At 60.5% G+C, this 22276-nt stretch carries 15 protein-coding genes; 9 read left to right on the plus strand and 6 right to left on the minus strand.

The features are described 5' to 3' along the window. Positions 1 to 10 precede the first annotated feature (10 nt). From E6C55_RS18785 to E6C55_RS18805, 5 genes are all read left to right on the plus strand, one after another. Entirely contained in the window at positions 11 to 5176 is a 5166-nt protein-coding gene (locus E6C55_RS18785; protein WP_136371354.1) for a carbohydrate binding domain-containing protein, read from the plus strand. 559 nt (positions 5177 to 5735) lie between these two features. Beyond that, the gene (locus E6C55_RS18790) at positions 5736 to 9428 is read left to right on the plus strand and encodes a response regulator (protein ID WP_168735743.1); all 3693 of its coding nucleotides are present in this window, start codon (positions 5736 to 5738) and stop codon (positions 9426 to 9428) included. Further along, entirely contained in the window at positions 9425 to 10276 is an 852-nt protein-coding gene (locus E6C55_RS18795) for a CheR family methyltransferase (protein WP_136371356.1), read from the plus strand. Before E6C55_RS18790 ends, E6C55_RS18795 begins: the two co-directional genes overlap by 4 nt. A 23-nt stretch (positions 10277 to 10299) precedes the next feature. Beyond that, the gene (locus E6C55_RS18800) at positions 10300 to 10869 is read left to right on the plus strand and encodes a chemotaxis protein CheB (RefSeq protein ID WP_136371357.1); all 570 of its coding nucleotides are present in this window, start codon (positions 10300 to 10302) and stop codon (positions 10867 to 10869) included. A gap of 22 nt (positions 10870 to 10891) precedes the next feature. Continuing rightward, entirely contained in the window at positions 10892 to 11962 is a 1071-nt protein-coding gene (locus E6C55_RS18805) for a diguanylate cyclase (RefSeq protein ID WP_211093613.1), read from the plus strand. Positions 11963 to 12000: 38 nt separating this feature from the next. Here E6C55_RS18805 and E6C55_RS18810 read toward each other — a convergent pair whose 3' ends face one another. Beyond that, positions 12001 to 12888 carry an AraC family transcriptional regulator gene (locus E6C55_RS18810; RefSeq protein ID WP_168735744.1) on the minus strand — a complete coding sequence of 296 codons (888 nt, stop codon included), beginning with the start codon at positions 12886 to 12888 and terminating at the stop codon, positions 12001 to 12003. Between the two features lie 126 nt (positions 12889 to 13014). On the opposite strand from E6C55_RS18810, the gene E6C55_RS18815 reads away from it, so the two are divergent. After that, the gene (locus tag E6C55_RS18815) at positions 13015 to 13941 is read left to right on the plus strand and encodes a phytanoyl-CoA dioxygenase family protein (protein WP_136371359.1); all 927 of its coding nucleotides are present in this window, start codon (positions 13015 to 13017) and stop codon (positions 13939 to 13941) included. A gap of 24 nt (positions 13942 to 13965) precedes the next feature. Here the strand turns inward: E6C55_RS18815 and E6C55_RS18820 are convergent, their stop codons facing one another. Then, entirely contained in the window at positions 13966 to 14958 is a 993-nt protein-coding gene (locus E6C55_RS18820) for an ABC transporter substrate-binding protein (protein ID WP_136371360.1), read from the minus strand. Between the two features lie 79 nt (positions 14959 to 15037). After that, the gene (locus E6C55_RS18825) at positions 15038 to 16219 is read right to left on the minus strand and encodes a helix-turn-helix domain-containing protein (RefSeq protein ID WP_136371361.1); all 1182 of its coding nucleotides are present in this window, start codon (positions 16217 to 16219) and stop codon (positions 15038 to 15040) included. 227 nt (positions 16220 to 16446) lie between these two features. Here E6C55_RS18825 and E6C55_RS18830 point away from each other — a divergent pair, with 227 nt between their 5' ends. Then, positions 16447 to 17508, plus strand: a complete 1062-nt coding sequence (locus E6C55_RS18830; RefSeq protein WP_136371362.1) for an HD-GYP domain-containing protein — start codon at positions 16447 to 16449, stop codon at positions 17506 to 17508. A 496-nt stretch (positions 17509 to 18004) separates the two neighbouring features. Here E6C55_RS18830 and E6C55_RS18840 read toward each other — a convergent pair whose 3' ends face one another. Beyond that, a complete protein-coding gene (locus tag E6C55_RS18840) occupies positions 18005 to 18607 on the minus strand; it encodes a xanthine phosphoribosyltransferase (RefSeq protein ID WP_136371363.1) in 603 nt (200 codons plus the stop codon). Between the two features lie 563 nt (positions 18608 to 19170). Here E6C55_RS18840 and E6C55_RS18850 point away from each other — a divergent pair. Beyond that, a complete protein-coding gene (locus E6C55_RS18850) occupies positions 19171 to 20106 on the plus strand; it encodes a divergent polysaccharide deacetylase family protein (protein WP_230986747.1) in 936 nt (311 codons plus the stop codon). Here E6C55_RS18850 and E6C55_RS18855 read toward each other — a convergent pair. Next, a complete protein-coding gene (locus tag E6C55_RS18855; RefSeq protein WP_230986748.1) occupies positions 20082 to 20831 on the minus strand; it encodes an N-acetylmuramoyl-L-alanine amidase family protein in 750 nt (249 codons plus the stop codon). The genes E6C55_RS18850 and E6C55_RS18855 overlap by 25 nt on opposite strands. Before the next feature lie 150 nt (positions 20832 to 20981). On the opposite strand from E6C55_RS18855, the gene E6C55_RS18860 reads away from it, so the two are divergent. Next, on the plus strand, positions 20982 to 21197 hold the full coding sequence (locus tag E6C55_RS18860) for a YqzE family protein (protein ID WP_136371365.1): 216 nt from the start codon (positions 20982 to 20984) through the stop codon (positions 21195 to 21197). A 20-nt stretch (positions 21198 to 21217) separates the two neighbouring features. On the opposite strand, the gene E6C55_RS18865 is transcribed toward E6C55_RS18860, so the two are convergent. Further along, the gene (locus E6C55_RS18865; RefSeq protein ID WP_136371366.1) at positions 21218 to 22195 is read right to left on the minus strand and encodes a hypothetical protein; all 978 of its coding nucleotides are present in this window, start codon (positions 22193 to 22195) and stop codon (positions 21218 to 21220) included. Between the last annotated feature and the right edge of the window lie 81 nt (positions 22196 to 22276).

A 22276-nucleotide genomic window follows, 5' to 3' on the forward strand; every position in this document is an offset into this window, starting at 1 on the left:
GGGCAGGATCATGGGAAGGAAACTGCTGGCTCTCTTCTGTACATTTTTATTGGCGTTGGGCTCGTTCGGGTGGCCGACTCCCCGGGCGGAAGCGGCGGGAAGAATGCTTACGCTGACCGACGATCTGAAGGACTTGTCCAAGATCTACAAGACGAGCAAAACCGTGGCGCTGTATACGCCGACCGCGGCGGATCTTCCGAAATTCGGGGGAGACGCGACGCTGCTCAAGCGGACGGAGACAGGCACGACATTTGTCTACTACCACGTGAACGGCCGAATCAAGGCGGCGACGGTTGAACTGTACGTCCTGAACGATTTTTATACGCAGAGCTTGATGGAGTTCTACGTCTCCTCGGACGACTCGACGTATACATGGACCCGGAAGGTGGATTCCCCGCTGACCGCGACATCAGGTTCCTGGAAGAAAAAAACGTACAGCCTGGATACGGCCTATATCGCGAATCTGAATACGTCCTATCTGCGGATTCCCATTCCCCAGAACAACAACGATATCACTTCGGAGCCGCTGCTTGGGAAGATCAGCATCACCTACGAGACTAGCTCCGGCTACTTGCATAACGACGCCTCGCTGCAATCGATCTCGGTGGGCGCGTCGGCGCTGCCGGACTTCGATCCCGACATTGCGACCTACGAGGTGGAACTGCCTGCTTCCGCAATCGTCGGCCCACTGACGGAAGTCCAAGCTCAGGCTGCCGATGACGGCTACGCCCAGGTCAGTGTCGCGCAGGCGACTTATTTGCCGGGCGAGGCGCAAGTGTCGGTAACGGCGGAGGATGGGACGACCACGAGGCTGTACACGGTGAGCCTCGTCAAGCGGGCAGCCGGTACGGATGCTTCGCTCTCGAGCCTCGGCGTTGGCGGAACGGAGGTTCCCGGCTTCGATCCGGCTACGCTGGAGTACAGCGTTGTGCTTCCGTACGGAACCGAAGTCGGAGCGGCAACAAACGTAGTCGCGTCTGCGCACGATCCGGGGGCTTCCGTGCAAGTGCAGCAGATCGATAGCCTGCCCGGGACGGCGAGCGTGGAAGTGACGGCCGAAGACGGCCTCGCGACGGAGCAATATCTCATTCACTTCACGGTGTTGTCGGGCATTCCCGGAATGAACAACACGTACTACGTGTCGACAACCGGAAGCGACATCACGGGAGACGGCTCGCTGGAGCACCCTTGGAGGACGATTCAGCGGGCCGCCGATCTGATGTCGGCCGGAGATACGTGCTACATCCGCGAAGGCGTCTATTACGAGACCGTCACCGTCCGCACATCGGGAACGGGCGAGCAGGCGCTTCGCTTCGCGGCTTATCCGGGAGAGGACGTCACCGTCAGCGGAGCGGACCCGATCGCCGGGTGGCAGCCCGATTCCGGGGATATCTACGCAGCCGATGTCAGCCTGGGCTCTTCCTCCGAGAGACAAGTGTTCGTGGACGGCGAGCTTCTGACAGAGGCGAGATGGCCGAACTTGCCCGCAGGGCAGGACATCCTCCATCCGGCCTGGGCAACGATGGATTCGGGCTCGCTTACGACCATCAAGGACAGCGATCTGACACAGCCTGACGGAGCGTGGATCGGTGCCAAGGTGATGGTCAAGGGCGGAGACGGGTGGATTCTCCAGGCTTCGAATGTAACCGCATACACGGCAGCCGGCGGGCTTGTGTTCGACCCGCTTCCGCAGAGCGAATCAACCTTCTATACGCCAAGGGCCGGCAATCGCTACTACCTGTTCGGCTCGCGCGAAGCGCTCGATGCCGACAAGGAATGGTACTACGATCAGGCGGTGGGGACGTTGTACATGGTCGCGGACAGCTTCGACCCCGCAGAGGCGGACATCCGCGCGAAGGCGCGCGATTATGCGTTTGTTCTGCGCGGCCGGTCGCATATCGAATTGTCGGGCATTCGCATGTTCGCCGCAGGCGTCGATACGACGGATGGGCAGCACTTGATACTGGACCGGCTGCGAGTCGAATATGCGTCCCAGCCGCTGGTTCTGTCCGGCGACAACAATGTTATCCGGAACAGCCGTCTTGCCTATTCGCCGAAGGCGATGATCGAGGTTGCCGGCCGGAACAATCGGGTTGTCAACAACGAGATTCGGTCGACGAATTACTTGGGCGACGGGGCCAGTGTGGCTATGAACGGCGAGCGGAATCTGCTCTCCTCCAACTCGATATTCGATTCGGGGAAGATGAACGTCAGCATTACCGGCAGGGCGAACCTGATCGAGCACAACGATGTGTACAACGCGGGGCTCCTTGTCAACGATACGGGATTGCTGTACGGCTTCAGCTTCGACGGAGACAACACGGAGATTCGCTATAACTGGATTCACGATAACAAGGCGGAAGTGCTGGGCGAAGGAATTTATCCGGACAACAGCAGCACGAACTACATCATTCATCATAATGTCGTCTGGAACGCAGGAACGGCTTTGCGGCTGAACACGCCCAACAACAACATGCTTGTCTACAACAACACGCTGATCGGGAGCAGCGGCATTTACGGCTATATCTATCGGAAGGACATGTACGGCGGGCAATTCGTCAACAACATTCTGACCGGTTCCTACGAGTTCAGCGACGAAGTGCTGCGGGAGAACAATATCGAAGGCGGCACCGATCCGCTGTTCGTCGACAGGGCCGGATACGACTTCCGCCTGTCCGAGCAGTCGCCCGCGCGGGACGCAGGGCAAGTCATCGCGGGCATCGCAGAGAGCTATGCAGGCTCCGCTCCCGACATCGGCGCGTATGAATGGGGGCAGGAGTGGGTCCCCGGGTATGATGCCGATACGGACAAGGACGCGATCTACGAGCCTTCCGATGCGCTGTACCGCAACCGAATCGCGAAGGGAGGATTCGAGCGTCTGACAGAGCTCGAAGCTCCTTGGACGATCGAACAAGGAGAAGCTTCGATCGCGTACGAATATGCGCTCACTTCCGTCAAGAAAACCCGCGCAGGCAACTACTCCGCGCAGCTTGGGAACTCGCCTTCGGCAACGTATCCGGCATCGCCGCTTCTGCAATTGCAGGAGAAGATGGCCGATGCGGAGGCTGTTCTGCAGGAGGTCTCTCCCGCCGCCGCCGATCTTGCTTCCGCCCAGTCGGCGATGAACGACGCTTACGCCCGGATGATTAAGGATATGCCGGATTTGCTCGGCAATGCGGGATTCGAGAGCGCCTTGACCGGCTGGATTGGACTGGGTACTACCCTAGAGGCGACGACAGCGGAGGCGTACGCCGGCTCCCGATCCCTGCGCAGCTACAACCGCTCGGCCTATTGGGCTGGCCCGCGGATTCAACTGCCGATGGAGAACGGCAGAACCTACAACATCTCGGCAAGAGCCAAGCTTGGCGCCGGTTCGGACCTGCTGCAGATTGCGCTGATGCCGAACGGAGCGAACCCGGTTCGCACGCTGAAGCAGAAGACGATCGGAAGCGCCGGTTGGACACAGGTGAACGGGACGTATACGGTTAACGAATCGGAAGGCTACAAGTATGCTCTCATCTGCTTCTATACGCAAAATTCGTTGGCCGATCTCTATCTGGACGAGCTTCGGATCGTGGACGTGACGGAGCTGAAGGAAGCGATCGACGCGGCCGCGGCGGAGGCGGGCGGCCTAACGGGCCAGCTTCAGGCCGATCTGCTGTTGGCTGTCGCGCAGGCCCAGGCCGTGCTGAACGATCAGGAATCGACGGAAGAGGACGTTGCCGAGCAGGTTCGTCTGCTGGCCAACGCCATGGCCGCCGAGGAGATCGTCTCCGTATCTTCGCTTGAGACGGCTTTGGCTCGGATGCAAGCTGCGGTTGCCAGGGGCTCCAGCCTGGAGGCGGAGGTGGAGCAGACCGTTGCCGGGCTGCAGCCGAACACGACGTACAGGCTGTCGGCATGGGGCCTGCTCGTCTCGGACGGAGATACGCTCGAGATGGGAGTTCGCGACTACGGCGACGACGACCTTAGCCTGGTCTTCGACTCGACGTTATGGTCCCGGCAGAGCCTGGAATTCACGACGGGGCCGACGTCGAACTCGGCGACCGTGTTCTTCCGGAAGCCTCAAGGAAGCAAGCCGGCGTACATGGACGACGCGGCTCTGGCCGCGGTGCATGCAGCCGCCCCCGCAACGGAGCAGATCGGGCTCCTTCGCAACCCCGGCATGGAGTCGGGCGACCCGCGGCCGTGGACGGCGTTCGATGCCGCTCTCTATTCCGTAACGGGGATAACGTATGGCGGCGATTACGCGCTCAAGATCGCGGACCGCGGCTCGCCGGGCGCCGGCGCGCTGCAGACCGTGAAGGCCGCGCAGGGCAAAACCTACGACGTCAGCGCCCAGGTGAAGCTTGGAGATGGGACGGACACGGCCAGATTGGTCTTCCGCTATACGAGCGATGCCAGTCCTGCGGGGACGGTACTGGAGCAGGTGATCGCTTCGGCGTCCGTGGACGAGAACGGGTGGACCGAGCTGAGCGGTACGCTGAGCTTGCCGGCAAGCCCCGTCATTGTGGCCGGTGCGCTCGTTATCGATACCACAACTGGGACGGAGGATTTGTACGTGGACGATGTCGCGATGCGGGAGCACCTGCTGTCAACCGATCCGGGTACGGGAGACGCCGACACCGACCTGAACGACGCGATTGCCGATTCGGACGGATGGTCGTTCAGCATGGGGAGCGGCGCGTACAGCTTCGAGCAAGACAGCCTGACCTTGTACGAGGGCTATGCCCGATACAACGAGAAGACGTACAGGGATGCCCAATTGTCGGTCAATATGACGGTGTATGGAGCTGCCGGAAGCTGGCCCATTCTCAATCTCCGCAACCAAGGCACGATGAGCTTCGGCAGCGGCTATGTCATCGTCATCAAGCAGGACGTCATCGAGCTGCAGAAGTACAAAGACAACGCCAGTACGATGCTGCTGATCGGAACCCTCAACGACCCCGGAGTCGGCGGGCCTGCCGTGCCTAACGAATATTTCGTTTACGCCCAGGAGAACAGCATTCAAGCGGGCTCGTGGAACACCGACGAGGGCGTGCGCATTGTGCTCAAGGTGAACGGCCATTCCGTCATCGATTACGAAGACAAGTCGGACGCCATTCGCAGCGCTGGATATTTCGGCATCTATACGGGAACGGCCGACAGCATAACGTTGTCCGGGGTTGACGACTAAGGCGATGGAGCGGCACTGGCTCAAGGAATAAAGGGAAGGACATACAGCGGCAAACGCGGACTGCAACATGCAGCCTGCGTTTGCCGCTTCTTGCTGTTGCCAGGGGAGTTAGAGGAGCTAGGAGAATCGGCGCTCGGGGACAATGTCTGCTACTTCCGTCGCTGCTTCTGTCGCCCGTTGTCGATATCGCAGAGGTGAATTAAACTGGAGATATCAGAGATATTCGTTCCTCTACATAACGGTGAGAACTCGGTCAGAACTGCTCTGCTGGTTTTGCGCGGGGTTTACAATTGCAGGCGGCGGGAGGGGCCGGGGGCGGTCGGTGGGCGAATGTATGTGGTTTTTAGCATAAAAGTGGTCGTTAGAGGCGGTCAGTGGGCGAATGTATGTGGTTTTTAGCATAAAAGTGGTCGCCAGGGGCGGCCGGCGGGCGAATGTATGCGGTTTTTAGCATAAAAGTGGTCGCCAGGTGCGGTCGGTGGGCGAATGTATGCGGTTTTTAGCATAAAAACGGTCGTCGGAGGCGGTCCGGCGGCGAATGTTACTGGAGGATTTCTTGATGCGCGTATCCCAGGCACGAATATCGGCTCTTAATATCCTTATCATCGGCGTGATGGTGCTGACCAGCATCCTCAGCTTTTTCTCGTCTCTGAGTATGCAGCAGGCGTCCAACTTCGTTGTGCAGGAGACGATTCCGGCGATTCAAGCGACGGACAATCTCGTGCGCAATCTCATCGACCAGGAGACGGGCATTCGCGGCTACATGGTGACGAGCAACCGCGAGTTTCTGAATCCTTACGAGACTGCAAGGAACCAGATTCAAGCGAATGTGGACGTGATTCGCAATTTCGCGAGAGCGCATTCCCCGGAGGCGACGGCGATACTCGAGAGGAAAATCGTGCCCCAGATCAACCGGATCGAAGTGTATCTGGAGGAGATGGAGGCGCTCGTTCTGAGCGGGAAGATGGAGGAGGCGCGGGATCAGATCGGCAACGGCAAGGCGGACATGGATCGGTTCCGCGACCTTCAGGCCGAGCTGGCCGAGAGCATCGAGCATATCGCGCACGATTCCTATTCCGATGCGTATCGGTCGGGGCAGACGGCCCGCTACATTCTGCTTGCCGGAGTGCTGCTGTCGGTGTCCGCCGGCTTCGTCTCGTTCTTGATGTACCGCCGTTCGTCCCGTGCGGAGAAGGAACTGCTCGCGAGCTCGGAGGCGCTGCGGAAGCAACATGACGAGACGCTGAAGCTGCAGGCCGACCAAGAAGCGATGATGGCGAAGCTGATCGACATTAACGCCGAGAACGAACGACAGAACTGGCTTAAAACGCACTATTCGCGGCTCATTAATCTGTCGCAGGGCATCACGGATGCGAAGGCGCTTGCATCGCTCCTGATCTCGGAGCTGGCGAAGCTGCTCGAGGCCGGCCAAGGCGTCTTCTACGGCCGGGATTCGGAGCCGGGTTCGCCTTCCTTCGGCAGCTACTTCCTGCTGGGCAGCTATGCTTGCACGGAGCGGAAGAGCCGGTTCGAGCCGGGAGAAGGCTTGATCGGGCAGTGCGCGCTGGAGCGGGCTCCGATCGTGCTGAGGAACGTGCCGGACGATTACGCGCCGATTCAATCCGGGCTCGGGGGGCGCAAGCCGCTGACAATCGCGGTGCTGCCGGTTCCGTTCGAGAACGAGGTGTCCGCCGTGATCGAGCTGTCTTCGTTCGAGGAGTGGACGCCGATTCAGATGGAGCTGCTGGAGCAAGTGACGGCGGCGCTCGGGGTCATTCTCGACAGCGTGAGCAGCCGGCAGCGAACGGAGCGGCTGCTCGCGGAGTCCAGACAGTTGTCCGAGCTGCTGCAGACGCAGCAGGAGGAGCTTCGCGCTTCGAACGAGGAGCTCGAAGAGCAGACGAGCATTCTCAGGCTCTCGGAGGAGAAGCTGAAGATCCAGAGCGAGGAGCTCCAGGTCATCAACGAGGAGATGGAGCTCAAGACGAGTTATTTGGAGCTTCAGAAGGCGGACATTGAGAAGCAGAACGAGCTGATCCGACTCTCCAAGCAAGAGGTGGAGGAGAAGGCGCAGGAGCTGGAGCTGGCGAGCAAGTACAAGTCGGAGTTCCTGGCGAACATGTCGCACGAGCTGAGGACGCCGCTTAACAGTCTGCTGATTCTGTCGAAGTCGCTGGCGGGCAACGAGGAGCGCAATCTGACGGAGGATCAGGTCGAATCGGCGAGAATCATCTACAGCGGGGGCCAAGACCTGCTGCGGCTGATCAACGACATTCTGGACTTGTCCAAGGTGGAAGCCGGCAAGATGGACATTCGCCTGGAGCCGCTGCCTGTCGTCTCGATCGTGCGCGATCTTCAGTACCAATTCAATCCCGTTGCGAAGGAGCGAGGCCTTCGCTTCGAATGTCGCCTCGCGGACGATCTTCCGGAGGAACTGATGACGGACGGACAGCGCACGGAGCAGATTCTGCGGAACCTTCTGTCCAACGCCTTCAAGTTCACCGCGGAGGGCTGCGTCCGGCTTGACGTGCTTAGGGCAGGGAGTGCCGAGGACATCGCGGGCGAAGAGCCGTTCGAAGGGGACGCGATTGTTTTCTCGGTTCGGGACACGGGCATCGGTATTCCGTACTCGAAGCAGCAAGCGATCTTCGAAGCGTTCCAGCAGGCGGACGGGTCCACGAGCCGGAGGTACGGCGGCACCGGGCTCGGGCTCACGATCTCCAGGGAGCTGGCCCGCTTGCTGGGGGGCCGAATTCGGCTGGCGAGCGAGGAAGGGCAGGGGAGCTGCTTCTCGCTGCTCCTGCCTCTCGACCCTGCAGAGGCGATCCGCCTCTCCGCATCGGAAGCGGCGGCGGCAGCGGAGCCGGGGGCAGCGGCCGGAGCGCTGCAGGCGATGAAGTCATCGCCAGCCACCCAATCGGCAGTATCGCCACCATCGCCACATCCGTCACCATCGACCCAAGCGCCATTTTCACCAACAGCAGCACAATTGTCGCCATCATCACCAGAGTCGGCCTCTTCTCCAGCGGCGTCCGAGCGAACCGTTCTGATCGTCGAAGACGATGCCGCCTATGCGAAGGTGATGCAGGGGCTGGCCCGCCGGAAGGGCTTCGGCAGCCTTGTCGCCGCAAGCGGCGCCGAGGGGCTGCGGCTGGCGAAGGAGAAGCGCCCGCGCGCGATCGTGCTGGACCTGGGTCTGCCGGACATGGACGGCCTGCAAGTGCTCGAAGCGCTCCGGACGGACAGGGATACGAAGAGCATCCCGGTGCACGTCGTGTCCGGAAGAGAGGCGACCGAAGCTTCGCTGCTCGGAGGGGCGGTCAGCTTCCTGGCGAAGCCGGCGACAGCCGAGCGGATCGAGGAGCTGTTCGCTGCGCTGAACTCAAGCGTGGACCGGCAGAGGCGCATTCTCGTCATCGAGGACGACCCGGGCAGCCAGCGCGCGATCCAGGAGCTTCTGAAGAAGAAGGGCGAGCTCGTTCACTCCTACACGGCCGCGGAAGGGATGCGGCAGCTCCGGGAATCGTCCTTCGACGTCATCATTCTCGATCTTGACCTGCCGGACCTGTCGGGGATGGATCTGCTGCTGCGGCTTGCGCGGGAGAAGGGCGAGCCGCTGCCGCCGATCGTCATCTTCACGGGACGGGAGCTGACGCAGGAGGAGTACGTCGAGCTGAGCCGCTACTCCTCCAGCATCGTCGTGAAGGGCGCCAGCTCCGGAGAACGGCTGCTCGACGAGGTCAACCTGTTCCTCCACAGCCTGCCGCAGGTCCCCGAGAGCAGGCGCAGCCGGGCCGCGGCGGACGCCTCCAACGCCAACGCCAACACCAACGCCAACCGCGACGCCAACGCCAACGCCGATGCGGCGATCCGCGGGCGCCGGGTGCTGCTCGTGGACGACGACCTGCGCAACACATTCGCGCTGTCGAAGATATTGAAGCAGCACGGCTTCAAGGTCGAGATGGCCGACAACGGCAAGCTTGCGCTCGAGAGGCTGGAGGCCGCCCCCGCCGGGATCGACCTCGTGCTGATGGACATCATGATGCCCGTCATGGACGGCTACGAGGCGATGCGGCGAATCCGCGCGGACGAACGCTTCCGGACGCTGCCGATCATTGCCTTGACCGCCAAGGCGATGACCGGTGACCGGGAGAAGTGCATCGAAGGAGGCGCGAACGACTATATGACGAAGCCGGTCGATCCGGATCAGCTCCTCTCTCTGCTTCGCGTCTGGCTGGCGGCGGAACGATGACGGACAAGCTGACGGAGAAGCTGACGGACAAGCTGACGGAGAAGCTGGAAGCCGAGCTGCTGCTGGAGGCGCTCTACCGGAAGTACGGCTGCGACTTCCGCCAATACGCCCAGTCCTCCCTGATGCGGAGGCTGAATAACGTTCGACTCCAGGCCGGCGCGAAGAGCCTGTCGGAGCTGATTCCTCTTGTTCTGCATGACCAAGCGTTCGCGAACGGGATGGTCCAGGACATTCTGGTGACGGTGACGGAGATGTTCCGGGACCCGCCGTTCTTCGCGGAGCTGCGAACGAAGATCGTGCCGATTCTCAAGACGTATCCGTTCGTCAAGATCTGGCTTGCGGGCTGCGCGACGGGGGAGGAAGCGTACTCCATGGCGATTGTGCTCCAGGAGGAGGGCTTCTACGACCGGGTTCAGATTTATGCGACGGACATGAACGAGCGTTCTCTGGAGATCGCGGGCGAAGGCATCTATCCGGCGGAGAGCCTGCGCTCCTACACGGCGAATTATCACGCGAGCGGCGGGCGCAGCTCCTTCTCCGACTACTATGTCGCGAATTACCGGATGGCGAAGTTCCGCGACGAGCTGAAGCGCAATATCGTTTTCTCGAACTACAACCTCGTGACGGATCACCCGTTCGGCGAGATGCACCTGATCGTCTGCCGGAACGTGCTCATCTACTTCAACCGGGAGCTTCAGGCCCAGGTGCTCGGGCTGTTCGACGCCAGCCTTGTGCATCGCGGGCTGCTCTGCCTCGGCAGCAAGGAGACGCTGGACTTCACTCCGTATGCGAGCAAGTACGAGACCCTATCCCCCAAGTGGAAAATCTACCGTCAGCGAACCCAGTAGGCCAGTACGAAGGAGGGAATGCGATGGGCGAAGCGAGAGGCGCTGTCGTTGTCATCGGGGCTTCGGCGGGAGGGCTGCGCGCGCTGTCGGCCGTGCTCGCCGCCCTTCCTGCGGACTACGTTCGGCCGGTCGTCGTCGTGCTGCATGTGGCGGAGAACGGCGGCGGCCTGCTTCCCGAGCTTTGGAGCGGGGCGCTGGCTGTCCGGGTGAAGGAAGCGGTCGACAAGGAGCCGCTGCTGCCGGGCAGCGTGTATTTGGCGCCGCCGGGATACCATCTGCTGGTCGAAGAAGACCGGTCGATCAGCCTGTCCGTCGATCCTCCCGTCCGGTTCTCGCGCCCTTCCATCGATGTGCTGTTCCAGAGCGCGGCCGCCGCCTGCGGAGCGGACTGCATCGGCATCGTCCTGACGGGAGCGAACGAGGACGGCAGCGCGGGCCTGCGCTCGATCCGGGAGGAAGGCGGCACGGCGATCGTTCAGGACCCGCGGACGGCGGAATACAAGAGGATGCCCCAGTCGGCGCTGGAGGCGGCAGGGGCGGACTTCGTCCTCGCGCCGGAGAAGATCGGAGATTGGCTGAGACGGAATTCATAGAACGATACTTGGGAGGAACATCATGAGCGCAACGACGATGGAAGAGAAGATAACGGCCAAAATCCTGGTTGTCGACGACCGGGTCGAGAATTTATTCGCGATGGAGAGGATTCTGGCGCAGGTCGATTGCGAGGTGTACAAGGCGCGTTCCGGCAACGAGGCGCTGTCTCTGACGCTGCGCAACGACTTCGCGCTGATTCTGCTCGACGTGAACATGCCGGAGATGGACGGCTTCGAGCTGGCCGAGCTGCTTCAAGGCAACGACCTGACCTGTCACATCCCGATCATCTTCGTGACGGCGATCAACAAGGAGGACCGAAGCGTGTTCAAGGGGTACGTGTCGGGGGCGGTCGACTACCTGCTGAAGCCGGTCGACACGGACATTCTTCTGAGCAAGGTGAAGGTATTTCTCGACCTGAATCGGAAAAAAATCGAGCTGGAGGCGACCAAAGCGAGGCTGGATCGGGAGATCGAGCAGCGCAAGGCGAAGGAAGCCGAGCTTCTCCATTCCAAGCTGATGCTGGAGGAATTCGTCGTGCGGCTCAAGCAGGCGAGCGATACGGACGGGCTGACGCTCGTCGCGAACCGGCGCTGCTTCGACGAGACGCTCGACAAGGAGTACCTGAGAGCGAAGCGCAGCAATTACTTGTCGCCGGGAGCGTCTTCGTTGTCGCTTATTCTGCTCGACGTCGATTACTTCAAGAAGTTCAACGATCGCTACGGGCATCTTGAAGGGGATCACTGCTTGCAGCAAGTGGCCAAGACGCTGGCGGAGGCGGTCGGCCGGCCCGGCGATCTGGTGGCGAGGTACGGCGGAGAGGAGTTCGTGATCGTCCTCCCGGAGACGCCGGGGAAGGATGCTCTGGCGGTGGCGGAGAGATTGCGCCTTGCGATCGAGAGCCTTGGCATGCCGCACGAGCGGTCGGATGTGCGGCCGTACGTCACGATCAGCCTGGGCGTCGCTGCGATTCTGCCTTCGGAAGAGACAAGCGCCCGCTCCCTGATCGAAGCCGCGGACCAGGCGCTGTATCTGGCCAAGTCGGGCGGCCGCAACCGCGTCCATGCCTCGTTCAAGGAGACGGCGGAGAGCTGACGCCTTGAGAGCGCCGAGCGTGCGGCGAGGCTGCCGGGCTACATCATCCGGCTCATCTGCCGGAACGTCAGCGGCGTCAAGCCAGTGTGCTGGCGGAACAATCGATTGAAGTAATGCGGGGAAGCGAAGCCGAGCAACGCGGCAATCGCGCCCGCGGTCATGCCCGTATGCTCCAGCAGCTCCTTCGCCAGAGCCAGCTTGCGCTGAAGATGGTACTGGTGCGGCGCGAGGCCGAATTGCTCGCGGAACAGCCGCGACAGGTAGTCCGGGTTGTAGCCCGTCCAGGCCGACAGCCAGCCGCGATCGTAGGGCTTCGCCGCCTGGCCGTCGAGCTTGTCCCGCACGTCGAACAGAGTGCGGGCATGCGGGGACAGGGAGGCTTGCTCGGTTCGGGAATTGCCGTGCAGGCGATCGAACAGTTGGATCAGCAGCCCTCGCGAGACAAGCCGGCTCTTCTCGGAATCGTTGCGGAAGGTCTTCGCAATCGCGAGGAACAGCTCCGGAATCGTCTCGTCGTGAATAATGGTTCTGTCCGTTATTCTGAGCTCGTCCATTCCTCTCTCTCCGACAATCGCCTCGTTCATCTGAACGGATTCCTCCTGCTCGTTCGGAACGCCGATCACGTCGTATGCGCGATCGGCATCGCTTAAGCTGCCGGTCCAATTGAAGTGGAGCCCGTACAACAGGAACGGCTCCGCTTCATCCGCATCGAACCGATGGACCACTTCCGGCCCGTAATAGAACAAATCTCCGGCTTCGGCCTTGTGCTCTCTTCCGCCGATTCGGCATGTCCCTCGCCCCGCCGCCACGTAGATGAATTGATGATTCGTAATCCGGCGCGGACCGAAGCGGAAGCCCGGATCGCACTGCAGGACGTTCGCGTAGCTTACGACGGGATTCAGCCGGTTCCACGTCAGCCTGTCCATACGGCCCCTCCCTCCGGAAATGATGTCTGTAAAGTGCAATAATATTCGGATGACTGTAAAGCCAATGCGCTGCATCCATTATATATTATAGCCATATTCCATCATTCCCGAAGGAGGAAAATATCGATGAACGACAATAATGCGCGTCTGCCGTCCAAGAGCTTCGTCGATCGCTCGCCTTATCTGGCGAATCCGGAGCTTCTGCGAGAGGCCGCGGACCGCGACGGCTATCTGTTCCTCAGAGGGCTGATTCCTCGCGAGAGGGTGCTGGGCTTGCGCCGGCAGATCTTGACCCTGCTCGCTGCGGAAGGCCTCATGTCGAAGGAACATCCGCCGATGGACGGCGTCGCCGATCTGCAGGCCGTCGCGGCGATGCCGCTGCGGGTGGACGTGGGCGTCTCCGAGGAGCTCTACAAGCAGATTCAGAAGCTGGAGGAGTTCCATGCGATCACGCACGACCCGGCGCTGCTGAACGCATTCGGCGCGCTGTTCGGCGAAGAGGCAATGCCCCACCCGCGCAATATCGGCCGGATCATGACGCCTCATCCCGGCGCGAGGGTAACGCCTTCGCATCAGGACTTTATCCATATCCAAGGTGCGCCCGAAACGTGGACCTGCTGGTTCCCGCTTGGCGATTGCCCGCCGGAGCTCGGCGGACTAAGCATGCTGGAGGGCAGTCATAAGCTCGGCGTCCTGCAAGTGGCCGGCAACGAGGGAGCGGGAGGGCTGGAGACGCTGCTCTGCGGCCTCGATATGGAATGGGTATACGGAGGATACGAGGCCGGCGACGCCGTCGTCTTCCACAGCCAGACGGTGCACAGGGCGATGCCGAATACGCTCGGGAACCGCATTCGCCTGTCGTGCGACAACCGGTATCAACGGGTTCGCGACATTATCGATCCCTCGTCGCTTCAGCCGCACGGCCCGTACGAATGGGAGGAGCTGTATGAAGGCTGGAGCAGCGATCGGCTTAAATACTACTGGCGCAAGCATGACTTCGCCTTGTCGGAATGGGACGAGTCGATTCGCTGGCAGCGGGAGAAGATCTGCTGACTCCCGTGCGGCTGGAGGGCGGAGTCAATTCGGAGCAAGCGCCTGAAGCGTATCTTCCAGATTCAGCTCCTTGGCAATCGGTCCGTTGTTCATCCAATGGTTCCAGCTTACGTTGTGAACCCGATTAGCCGTGACGGCGGGAAGCGACTTCCAGATCGATGTGCTCTCCAACTGCTCGACTTCGGCGTCATTGTAGCCGGTAATCAGGAGGATATGGCCCGCGCCGATGTCCGGCAGCTTCTCCAGGGAGATGTTCTGGAAGCTCTGCCCTCTGGCGATATCCGGCTCCTTCAAGCCGAGGTCGCCGTAGAGCAATTGACCGCTGTAATCGAGCTCGCTGAGCAGATACAAGCTGTCTCCGGTCGGCCACAGCAGCGCAACCTGCTGATCCCCGAGCGCTTCGCTCAGCTTCAGCTTGGCGCTCTCCGCCTTGGCTTCGTAGTCGGCAACCGCCCGCTCCGCTTGTTCCGAACGGTCGAGCAGATCGCCAAGCGTCCGCAGCGTCGTCTTCCAATCCTGAATGCCGTTCTTGAGCACGTAGGTGGGCGCGATCTTCGAATATTGCTCATACAGCCCGTTCTCCGCCCAGACGGCCATCGTCAGAATGATCAGATCCGGCGCCTGGGCCGCCGCCTGCTCGGGGTCCAAGCCTCCCGCCGAGAAGTCGACCTTCGGCAGGTCGGAGATTTGATCCTGCAGGTATTGCTGGACGATGTCGCCGTTGGCCCATTGGGCGATCGGCTTCACGCCCAGCGCGGTGAGCGGGTCTTCGAGGTACGGTGCCAGAATGCGCTGCGGCTGAACCGGAATCTCGATCTCGTGGCCGAGCTCGTCCGTAACCGTCCGCATGGCTTCGCTCGCGCCGGGCGAGGCTTGGGATGGAGCGGCGTCGGTTGAAGCGCTCGCGGACACGGATGGAGCCGCAGCCTCGTTCGTGCCCGATTTATTGCCGCAGCCCGCGAGCGCGATGACGATCGCCGCGATGCTGACCCACAGGATAAATGATTTGTTCCTCATTGTAATTCGCCCCTCATCTGTTAATGATATTCATTATCAACCAGATTATAAGGCAGTGCTCCGCTCGCTGGAATGGACGCTATATCGACATTCCTCTTGTAGGCGAAGAGAGGAAGGCCCCGGTAATCCGATGAACCGCATCGCGAAGCTGCGAGGCGACCGCGCGCGGCTCATAGAACTTCCACATGTCGTCCAGAACCGGGTAGACGCGGTCGGTGCGAACGGCCGTCAGCCGCTGCCAGGCGGGATGGCGGGTCAAGCTCTCGTAATAGCCGAGAGAGGCGGGGTCTTGGCCAAGGGACACGAACAGCCTGCTGCTGTCATAACGGATAAGCTCCTCCGGCTCCAATTGAACCGAACGGAAGTATTTATGCTTGTCCATTAAGGCGGCGACCTCCGGCGGCGGCAGCAATCCGAGAGAGTGGTACAAGACGTGTCCGAACTCCCTGCCGCTCCATAGGCCGATATAACCGTCGTATATGCGAAGAATGGCGACGGTCTCGTCCGGGCCAACGTGCGGCTTGATCGCTTCCCGAGCCAGCTCGACGTCTTGAAGGTGCCCGGCGAACCACGCCTCCGCTTCGCCTTCGCGATCGAGAAGCGCCGCAATCCGCCGCATGTGCCCGAACACGTCGCTGCAATCCCAGGGATATACCGCAACCGGGGCGATGCGGCGCAGTTGCCGCCCCATATTTTCCAGGCGGGGAAGCTCTCGGGCCGTAATGATAAGGTTCGGCGACAGACGGCGAATCGCGTTCAGATCGACGCCGAAGAAGTCTCCGATGTCGACGATCTTGCCCTTCATCCGGTCGATCGTCCGATTCGCCAGATGCTGCTGCGGGGCGCCGAGCGGGGTAATTCCGAGGGCCAGCAGTTGACCCGAATAAGACAGGGCGACCGTTCTTCCGGCAGTATGATGGATGCTCGCATAGTCCTGGGGCGCGATGCCGAGCCGCTGCTTGAACCGCCTGCTGAAGTAGAACTCATCCTCGAATCCGACTTCCCTCGCCGTCTGCTTGACGCTTAAGCCCCCCGGGAACAGGAGCTTCTTCGCATGTCGGATACGAATATCGGCCAAATAATCGGTTGGTCGAAGCCCGGTCTGCATACGGAACATATGGGAGAAATGCGAAGCGGACAGCCGCGCCGCATTCGTGAGCTCCCGATGCTCGATAGTCGAAGCGTAGTGCCGCTCCATATAGTGGATGGCCTCCGTTATCGCGGAATGGAAGCCCGCTTGTCTTCTTGCGTCTCTAGTCATGTAGCCAACTTCCCCCTGCACACTGAATTGAGAACGATTATCACTATTTTAACACAATTCGATATATCCCCAAACACAAACCGGTATCATAGTTCCTAGTACTCAAATTATACTGAATATATTGCACTAGGTAGGGCCTATGTGCTATTTTATGTCATATAAAATGACATATATATCCCAGAGACAGCTTGGGTAAGCGGTTGGAAGGCAGTTAGGGGGGATCTGCGATGAGGATGATCCGTGTCTATGAAGCTAAAGCTAACATGGTTGTCAACAAGGACATCTACAATTCGGATGGAAGGGTGCTCGTCGCCAAGGGGGTCAAGCTGACCGAGCGCTATATCGAGCGATTAAGAGACTTCAATGTCAAGGCGATCGAGATCCTCCAGGAGCAGGAGATCCGGGAAGCGCATCGGCTCGCGAACATCGATACCTGCAAGGTGACGAAGGAAGAATTGGAGCTGCACATCAACCGTTCCGTCAAGAGTCTGATCAAGACAAGCCTGGGCAAGCCGGATCTGATGCTGCAGGTCGAAGAAGCGTTCGACCTCATCCTTCAGGATCAAGCCGTCGTCGAGAATATGTTCAAGACGAAGCTGATCGGCGACAGGACGTTTTTCCACGGTGTGCAGGTGGCGGTGCTGGCGGTGGCGACCGGGCTGCAACTGGAGCTGGACCGGCCCTCTCTGACGTTATTGGGCAAGGCGGCCATGCTCTTCGACATTGGGAAAATATTCCTGAGAAGAGACCTGCTTATCCATCAAGAGGAGTACGACGAGACCCAGAAGCTGATCATGCAGGAGCACACGATTTCCGGGTATATGCTGCTCCGCTCTATTTTCCCCGAGGAGGTTGCTCTTGTCGCCCTGCAGCATCACGAACGGTTCAACGGCTCCGGCTATCCCCGCAATCTCTCGAACGACGAGCTTCATCTCTTCTCCCGCATCGTCTCCGTTGCGGATGTCTTCATCGCGCTGAAGAGCCACCGTTACTACCGCCAAGCCTTCCAGCCTTATGAAGCTCTCGAATACATCCTGGGAGCCGGCGGCTACCTGTTCGACTCCAAGGTCGTGAGCGCCTTCAACGAGATCATCGTGCTGTACGCGTTAGGAACCGTCGTTCAACTGAACGATGGCCGGTCCGGCATCGTTACCGCGCTTCATCCGGTGTTCGGGCAGCGCCCCGAGGTGACGGTCTTATACGACGAGCAGATGCAGCCGATCTCCGGAGAAGTGCTCGACCTGGCGGCGCACCCGACCTCCTTCATCGTCCGGGTTCTCCACGAATAGTTGGCGAATAAATCGAAGCGGGCTGTCGAACGATGCGCAAGTCGCATCGCCGACAGCCCGCTTCGTTCGCGCGGCTGGCCGCCTCGGAGTCGCCTAGATCGTTATCTTCTGCCTCGAACGCCGGGTCTGGACCGGGAGCCGCTCCGATGAATGCCGCGAGTCTCCGCCATCTCGTCGCAGAATACGTCCTTGGAAGAACAAGTGTAGATATGTTGTGGGACCGGGACACAGTGATGACGGCGAATCACCTCGACATGATGCACGACTTGCACGACCTGCGGATGATAGATGTCTTCGTAGACGACTTGTGGGGGGTCATATACCGTCTTGGTAGGACATTGAGGGCAGTCAGACAAATCAGCCAACTCCTTTCTTGGGATGTGATCCATTATACGAAGGAGGCTAATGTTATGCTTGTTCAAACGCCTAGTGGCACTTGTCCCTCCCACAATCGGGCAGATATAAGGAGTTTGTCGTCTTGATCGGGCGTTTGGCCTTATTCCACTTCCGCTTTGACTTCCGCCTCGACTTCGACGAAGCGAATCTCGTTGCCGTCCAGAGAAGCGACTCTGGCCAGCGATTCGACGCGGTACCCGGCATCTTGCAGCACCTGCCGACCGTTCTGGAACGACTTCTCGATGACAATGCCGATGCCGGCCACTTGTGCGCCCGCTTGTTCGACGATTCGTGCAAGCGCAAGCGCGGCTTGTCCGTTCGCGAGGAAGTCGTCGATGATCAGGATGCGGTCGTCCGCTCCGAGGAAGTGCTTGGACACGGTGATCTCGTTCTCTTCCTGCTTGGTGAACGAGTAAGCCTTCTCCGTATAGAGATCGTCGCGAAGGGTTAACGATTTGCGCTTGCGGGCGAAGATCAGGTCCACCTCAAGGCGGAGCGCCGCGAAGACGGCCGGAGCGATTCCCGACGATTCGATGGTGAGCACCCTGGTAATGCGGTCTTCCGCGAACAGGTCGGCGAACGTATCTCCGATGGCGGACATGAGAGCGGGGTCGACGCGATGATTGAGGAACGAATCGACCTTCAGCACTTGGCTGCCCAGCACGACTCCGTCCTGTTTGATTCTGTTTTTGAGCGCTTCGATGACACATATCTCCTTTATACGCGTAAGTATGCTCCCCCATTATACACGATACACGAATGGCACGAATACACGACCGGCTAAGCGCTCCGCTCTGCAACTGCGGCAATATGCCGGAGATTCGGGGGTGGAACGCGATGATCTTAGGGGCGGCGAAGCCTCGGCTGCGGCCGGGTGGCGGTGTTGCGGCCTGATTTATGCGAAATTTCGCATTGGCACAGCGCGATAAGGGGATGGATGGATGATTGTATGCGAAAAATAGTATTCGTGGAGGAAAATCCGGCGCGAGGTGCTGGATGTATGCTAAAAACCGCATAAAACGCCGCGATTGGCTTCAAATAAAGCCGACGAATGTGAAAATTCATATAAAATGGCAGGCGTTCTCGGGCGGGCGGCGGTCGGGGAGCGAATCGCATTCGTCCTCTTCGGAATTCGGAAGGGGCTGCGGGCGAGTTTGGTCGATGATTTTTATTGGGCATGTTTGGGTGTGCTCGTATATTTTGCCTTCAACACCGCCAAACTTTAGACGTTGCGTTGAACTTGGAAGGTTAAGGGAGGTTCGATCCGTGAGAGCAAGAGCAAACGGGGAAAATGGGGGAGCCGCAGGAGTTGGAGGAGCAGTAGGAGCGGGAGGAGCAGGAGCAGGAGCAGGAGGAGCAGGAGGAGCTGCAGGAGTTGCGAGGGCGGGGCTGAGGCAAGCGGTCCGTGCGGTTCTCTTCATGGCGCTGATCGTTATTGTCGCAGCGGCGGGGGCGGCGCACGCGTCGGCCGCGCAGGGAGATTCGGGGGCGCAGCAGCGCCGGATCGCGGTCGTCATTGACGACTTCGGCAACAATATGAAGGGAACGGCGCAGATGCTGGACCTGCCGATCAAGCTGACCGTTGCGGTGATGCCGTTCTTGCCTTCCACGCGGAAGGATGCGGAGGCAGCGTATCGCAAGGGGCACGACGTCATCGTCCACCTGCCGATGGAGCCGGTGCGCGGGAAGGCCAGTTGGCTCGGGCCGAACGCGATTCTGACCTCGCTGACGGACGAAGAGATCCGCAAGCGGGTCGAGATGGCGATTGCCGATGTGCCGCATGCGGTCGGGATGAACAACCATATGGGCTCGAAGGCGACCGCTGACGAGAGGATCATGCGGATTGTGCTGCAGGTATGCAAGGAGAAGGGGCTGTTCTTCCTCGACAGCCGGACGTCCTACAAGTCGGTCATTCCGAAGGTGGCGGCCGAGGTCGGCGTGCCGCTGCTTCGGAACGATGTCTTCCTGGACGACGTCTATACGACAAGGCATGTCTCGAAGCAGATCGAAGTCATTCGGCAGCACCTCGGCAAGCATGACAGTTGCGTCACCATCGGTCATGTCGGCCCTTCCGGCCTCATTACCTCGGGAGCGCTTCGGGGTGCCATTCCCGGCTTCGCGCGAAGCGCCTCGTTCGTGAAGCTGACGCAACTGCTGCCGCCGCCCACGGGTCTGGATTACGCCGGGGAGACGCAGAAGTAGGCGAGAATGCCGTCGGCGATTGCGATCGCGATGCGCGACTGTCCACGGGAAGAGACGAGCATCTCCCGGTCGCGGGGATCGCTAAGGAAGCCGGTCTCGACGATAACGCTCGGCATCTTCACCCTGCTCAGCACGAAGTACTTCTTGCTGGGCATCGGGAGCCTGCGCGAATTCTGCTGCCGGTTCAGCCCGTCCTGGATAAACGAGCCGAGCAGCGCGCTTCGCCCCTCATTCTGGTGGATGACGATCGGACCGCGGTTGTTGCCCCGCTTCGACCAGTTCACGTGCACGCTGACGAACAGCTCGGGCTCGATCATATCGCTTAGGCCCTTGCGCTGCGAGAGGTCCCGATTGTGGCGGGATGCCCGCTGCCAGCGGTTGTCGTCGCTGAGCGCATAATCGCCCGTGCGGTTCAGCACCGCCTGAATCCCTCGTCCTCTCAGCACAAGATACAGCTTGCGGGAGATGGCGAGGTTGATGTCCTTCTCGAGCACATCGCCCCAGTGGGTGCCGGAATCGATGCCCCCATGGCCCGCGTCGATGAGCACTTCGGCCGCCGGCAAGGTGTGGCGGGCCGGGGGCAGCGGGGGCAGCGGCGAGGGAACGATTTGCCGTTCCGGTTCGGAGGCAAGGGCCGGCGCCCAGCCTCCGAGCAGGCTCGCCGCCGCCATGCCGATAATCGTCAGGAACAAGGCGGCGCGACGGGTACATCGGTGAACTCGCATGGTCGCTCACTCCTTTCCTACGCTCAAGTCGGGACTTAGCTCTAATCACCTTTTTTAGCGTGGCTTCTTTGCTTCAATCTCATACGGGCTTCGCCCGGTTGGAATCGGCCGGACCCGGGCACACTATTATCGTCAGAGGAGAGAGCTTGAATGGCGAACGAAGGAAGGGAGCTGGTGAAGGCGATGGCCAAGCGAATGGAGACGATTCTGACGACGACGGCCGAGGAGCGGGAGCCGGAGAGACAGCGCAAGCGGAGCCGACGGCTGCCATGGTACGCGCAATTGTTCGGAACGCTGCTGCCGATGGGAATGCATCTGTGGTGGCTCGAACGCCGCAAGAATAAACCGCACTATCCCGGTTCTTGAACCGAGAAGTGCGGTTTTTTTTAGCGGTAGAAAAGCCCGTTGCGAGTAAGGGATTCCAGCGGGATAAAGCGGGTTCCGTTCATGTCGAGCGCCACGTCGAGCCGTCCGTCGTTCCAGCGAAGGAAGCCGATTACGGACAAGGCGTACAACATTTTGTCGCCGAACGGCTCGGCGACGTAGCGAAGCGGAAGCTTGGCGGCCAAGCGCTTCTCGAGCGCGCCCTGCGCGGCAGCGTCGAATGGCTGCTCGCCGGTCAGCCACGGAAGGCGGTCATAAGGGTCGGTCGCCTCGTTTAACACAATGTTCAGCACAAGCGACACGGCGGGGAGCGGAGGCAGGGCGGCAGAGGAGGAGCCGGAATCGTTGGAAGATGAATCATCGGATGAGGGCGTGGACCCGCGAAGCGCGAGCGAGTCCCAGGAAGCGGCATCCAGCGGCAGCAGTTCGTCCGTCTTGGCGTCGAGCCAGTAGGTGTCGGGGCCGATCTTCACTTGCCAGACGGCGGCCAGCGGGTGGATGTAGTGCATCGATGCCTCGTAGCCGGCATTCGTCAGTGAGTCGATCAAGCCGTTGGCATACAGCGAGCGCTTAAGCGACGCTTCATCGAACAGCGTCTGCTCGCCGAGCCCATATTCGCCAAGACGATAGGAGCGGCTGCCCTGCTCGGCGTAAGCGACGAGATAGCCGATCTTGGCGCCTGCCTGATCGCGCAGCGTAATGAGCCAGCCGTGGGTGCCGGGGCCGAGCGCCTGGATGTCGAGCTTGGCGTTCTTCCAGGAGGAGAACGCCTGCTGCGCGGCAAGCGAGTCGATCCACTTCTCGGCTTGGCTGCGCAGCGCCTCCGCGGACTCTGCGGCGAGCGCGGCCAAGGACACGAGCGCGGGCGGTTGCCGGGCGCTCGCGATGGCGGCGGAAGCGGCGGGGCCTCCCGCCGTTATCGCGGCCCCGAGCAGCAGGAGACTGAGCGCGGCGGAGCACAGCTTGTTAAAGGTTCGCATGGATTCACCTTCTCATTAAACGTTAGGGAATGCGATGGTTCGTTCGGTCGGCAGCAGCTTGTCCTCGAATTATAAGCGACG

The organism is Cohnella fermenti (assembly GCF_004801405.1).
Lineage (GTDB): Bacteria > Bacillota > Bacilli > Paenibacillales > Paenibacillaceae > Cohnella > Cohnella fermenti.

Bases quoted from the DNA above. Each gene is read 5' to 3' on its own strand.
- E6C55_RS18785 (WP_136371354.1), top strand. From the start codon at position 11: ATGGGAAGGAAACTGCTGGCTCTCTTCTGTACATTTTTATTGGCGTTG.
- E6C55_RS18790 (WP_168735743.1), top strand. From the start codon at position 5,736: ATGCGCGTATCCCAGGCACGAATATCGGCTCTTAATATCCTTATCATC.
- E6C55_RS18795 (WP_136371356.1), top strand. From the start codon at position 9,425: ATGACGGACAAGCTGACGGAGAAGCTGACGGACAAGCTGACGGAGAAG.
- E6C55_RS18800 (WP_136371357.1), top strand. From the start codon at position 10,300: ATGGGCGAAGCGAGAGGCGCTGTCGTTGTCATCGGGGCTTCGGCGGGA.
- E6C55_RS18805 (WP_211093613.1), top strand. From the start codon at position 10,892: ATGAGCGCAACGACGATGGAAGAGAAGATAACGGCCAAAATCCTGGTT.
- E6C55_RS18810 (WP_168735744.1), bottom strand. From the start codon at position 12,888: ATGGACAGGCTGACGTGGAACCGGCTGAATCCCGTCGTAAGCTACGCG.
- E6C55_RS18815 (WP_136371359.1), top strand. From the start codon at position 13,015: ATGAACGACAATAATGCGCGTCTGCCGTCCAAGAGCTTCGTCGATCGC.
- E6C55_RS18820 (WP_136371360.1), bottom strand. From the start codon at position 14,958: ATGAGGAACAAATCATTTATCCTGTGGGTCAGCATCGCGGCGATCGTC.
- E6C55_RS18825 (WP_136371361.1), bottom strand. From the start codon at position 16,219: ATGACTAGAGACGCAAGAAGACAAGCGGGCTTCCATTCCGCGATAACG.
- E6C55_RS18830 (WP_136371362.1), top strand. From the start codon at position 16,447: ATGAGGATGATCCGTGTCTATGAAGCTAAAGCTAACATGGTTGTCAAC.
- E6C55_RS18855 (WP_230986748.1), bottom strand. From the start codon at position 20,831: ATGCGAGTTCACCGATGTACCCGTCGCGCCGCCTTGTTCCTGACGATT.
- E6C55_RS18860 (WP_136371365.1), top strand. From the start codon at position 20,982: ATGGCGAACGAAGGAAGGGAGCTGGTGAAGGCGATGGCCAAGCGAATG.
- E6C55_RS18865 (WP_136371366.1), bottom strand. From the start codon at position 22,195: ATGCGAACCTTTAACAAGCTGTGCTCCGCCGCGCTCAGTCTCCTGCTG.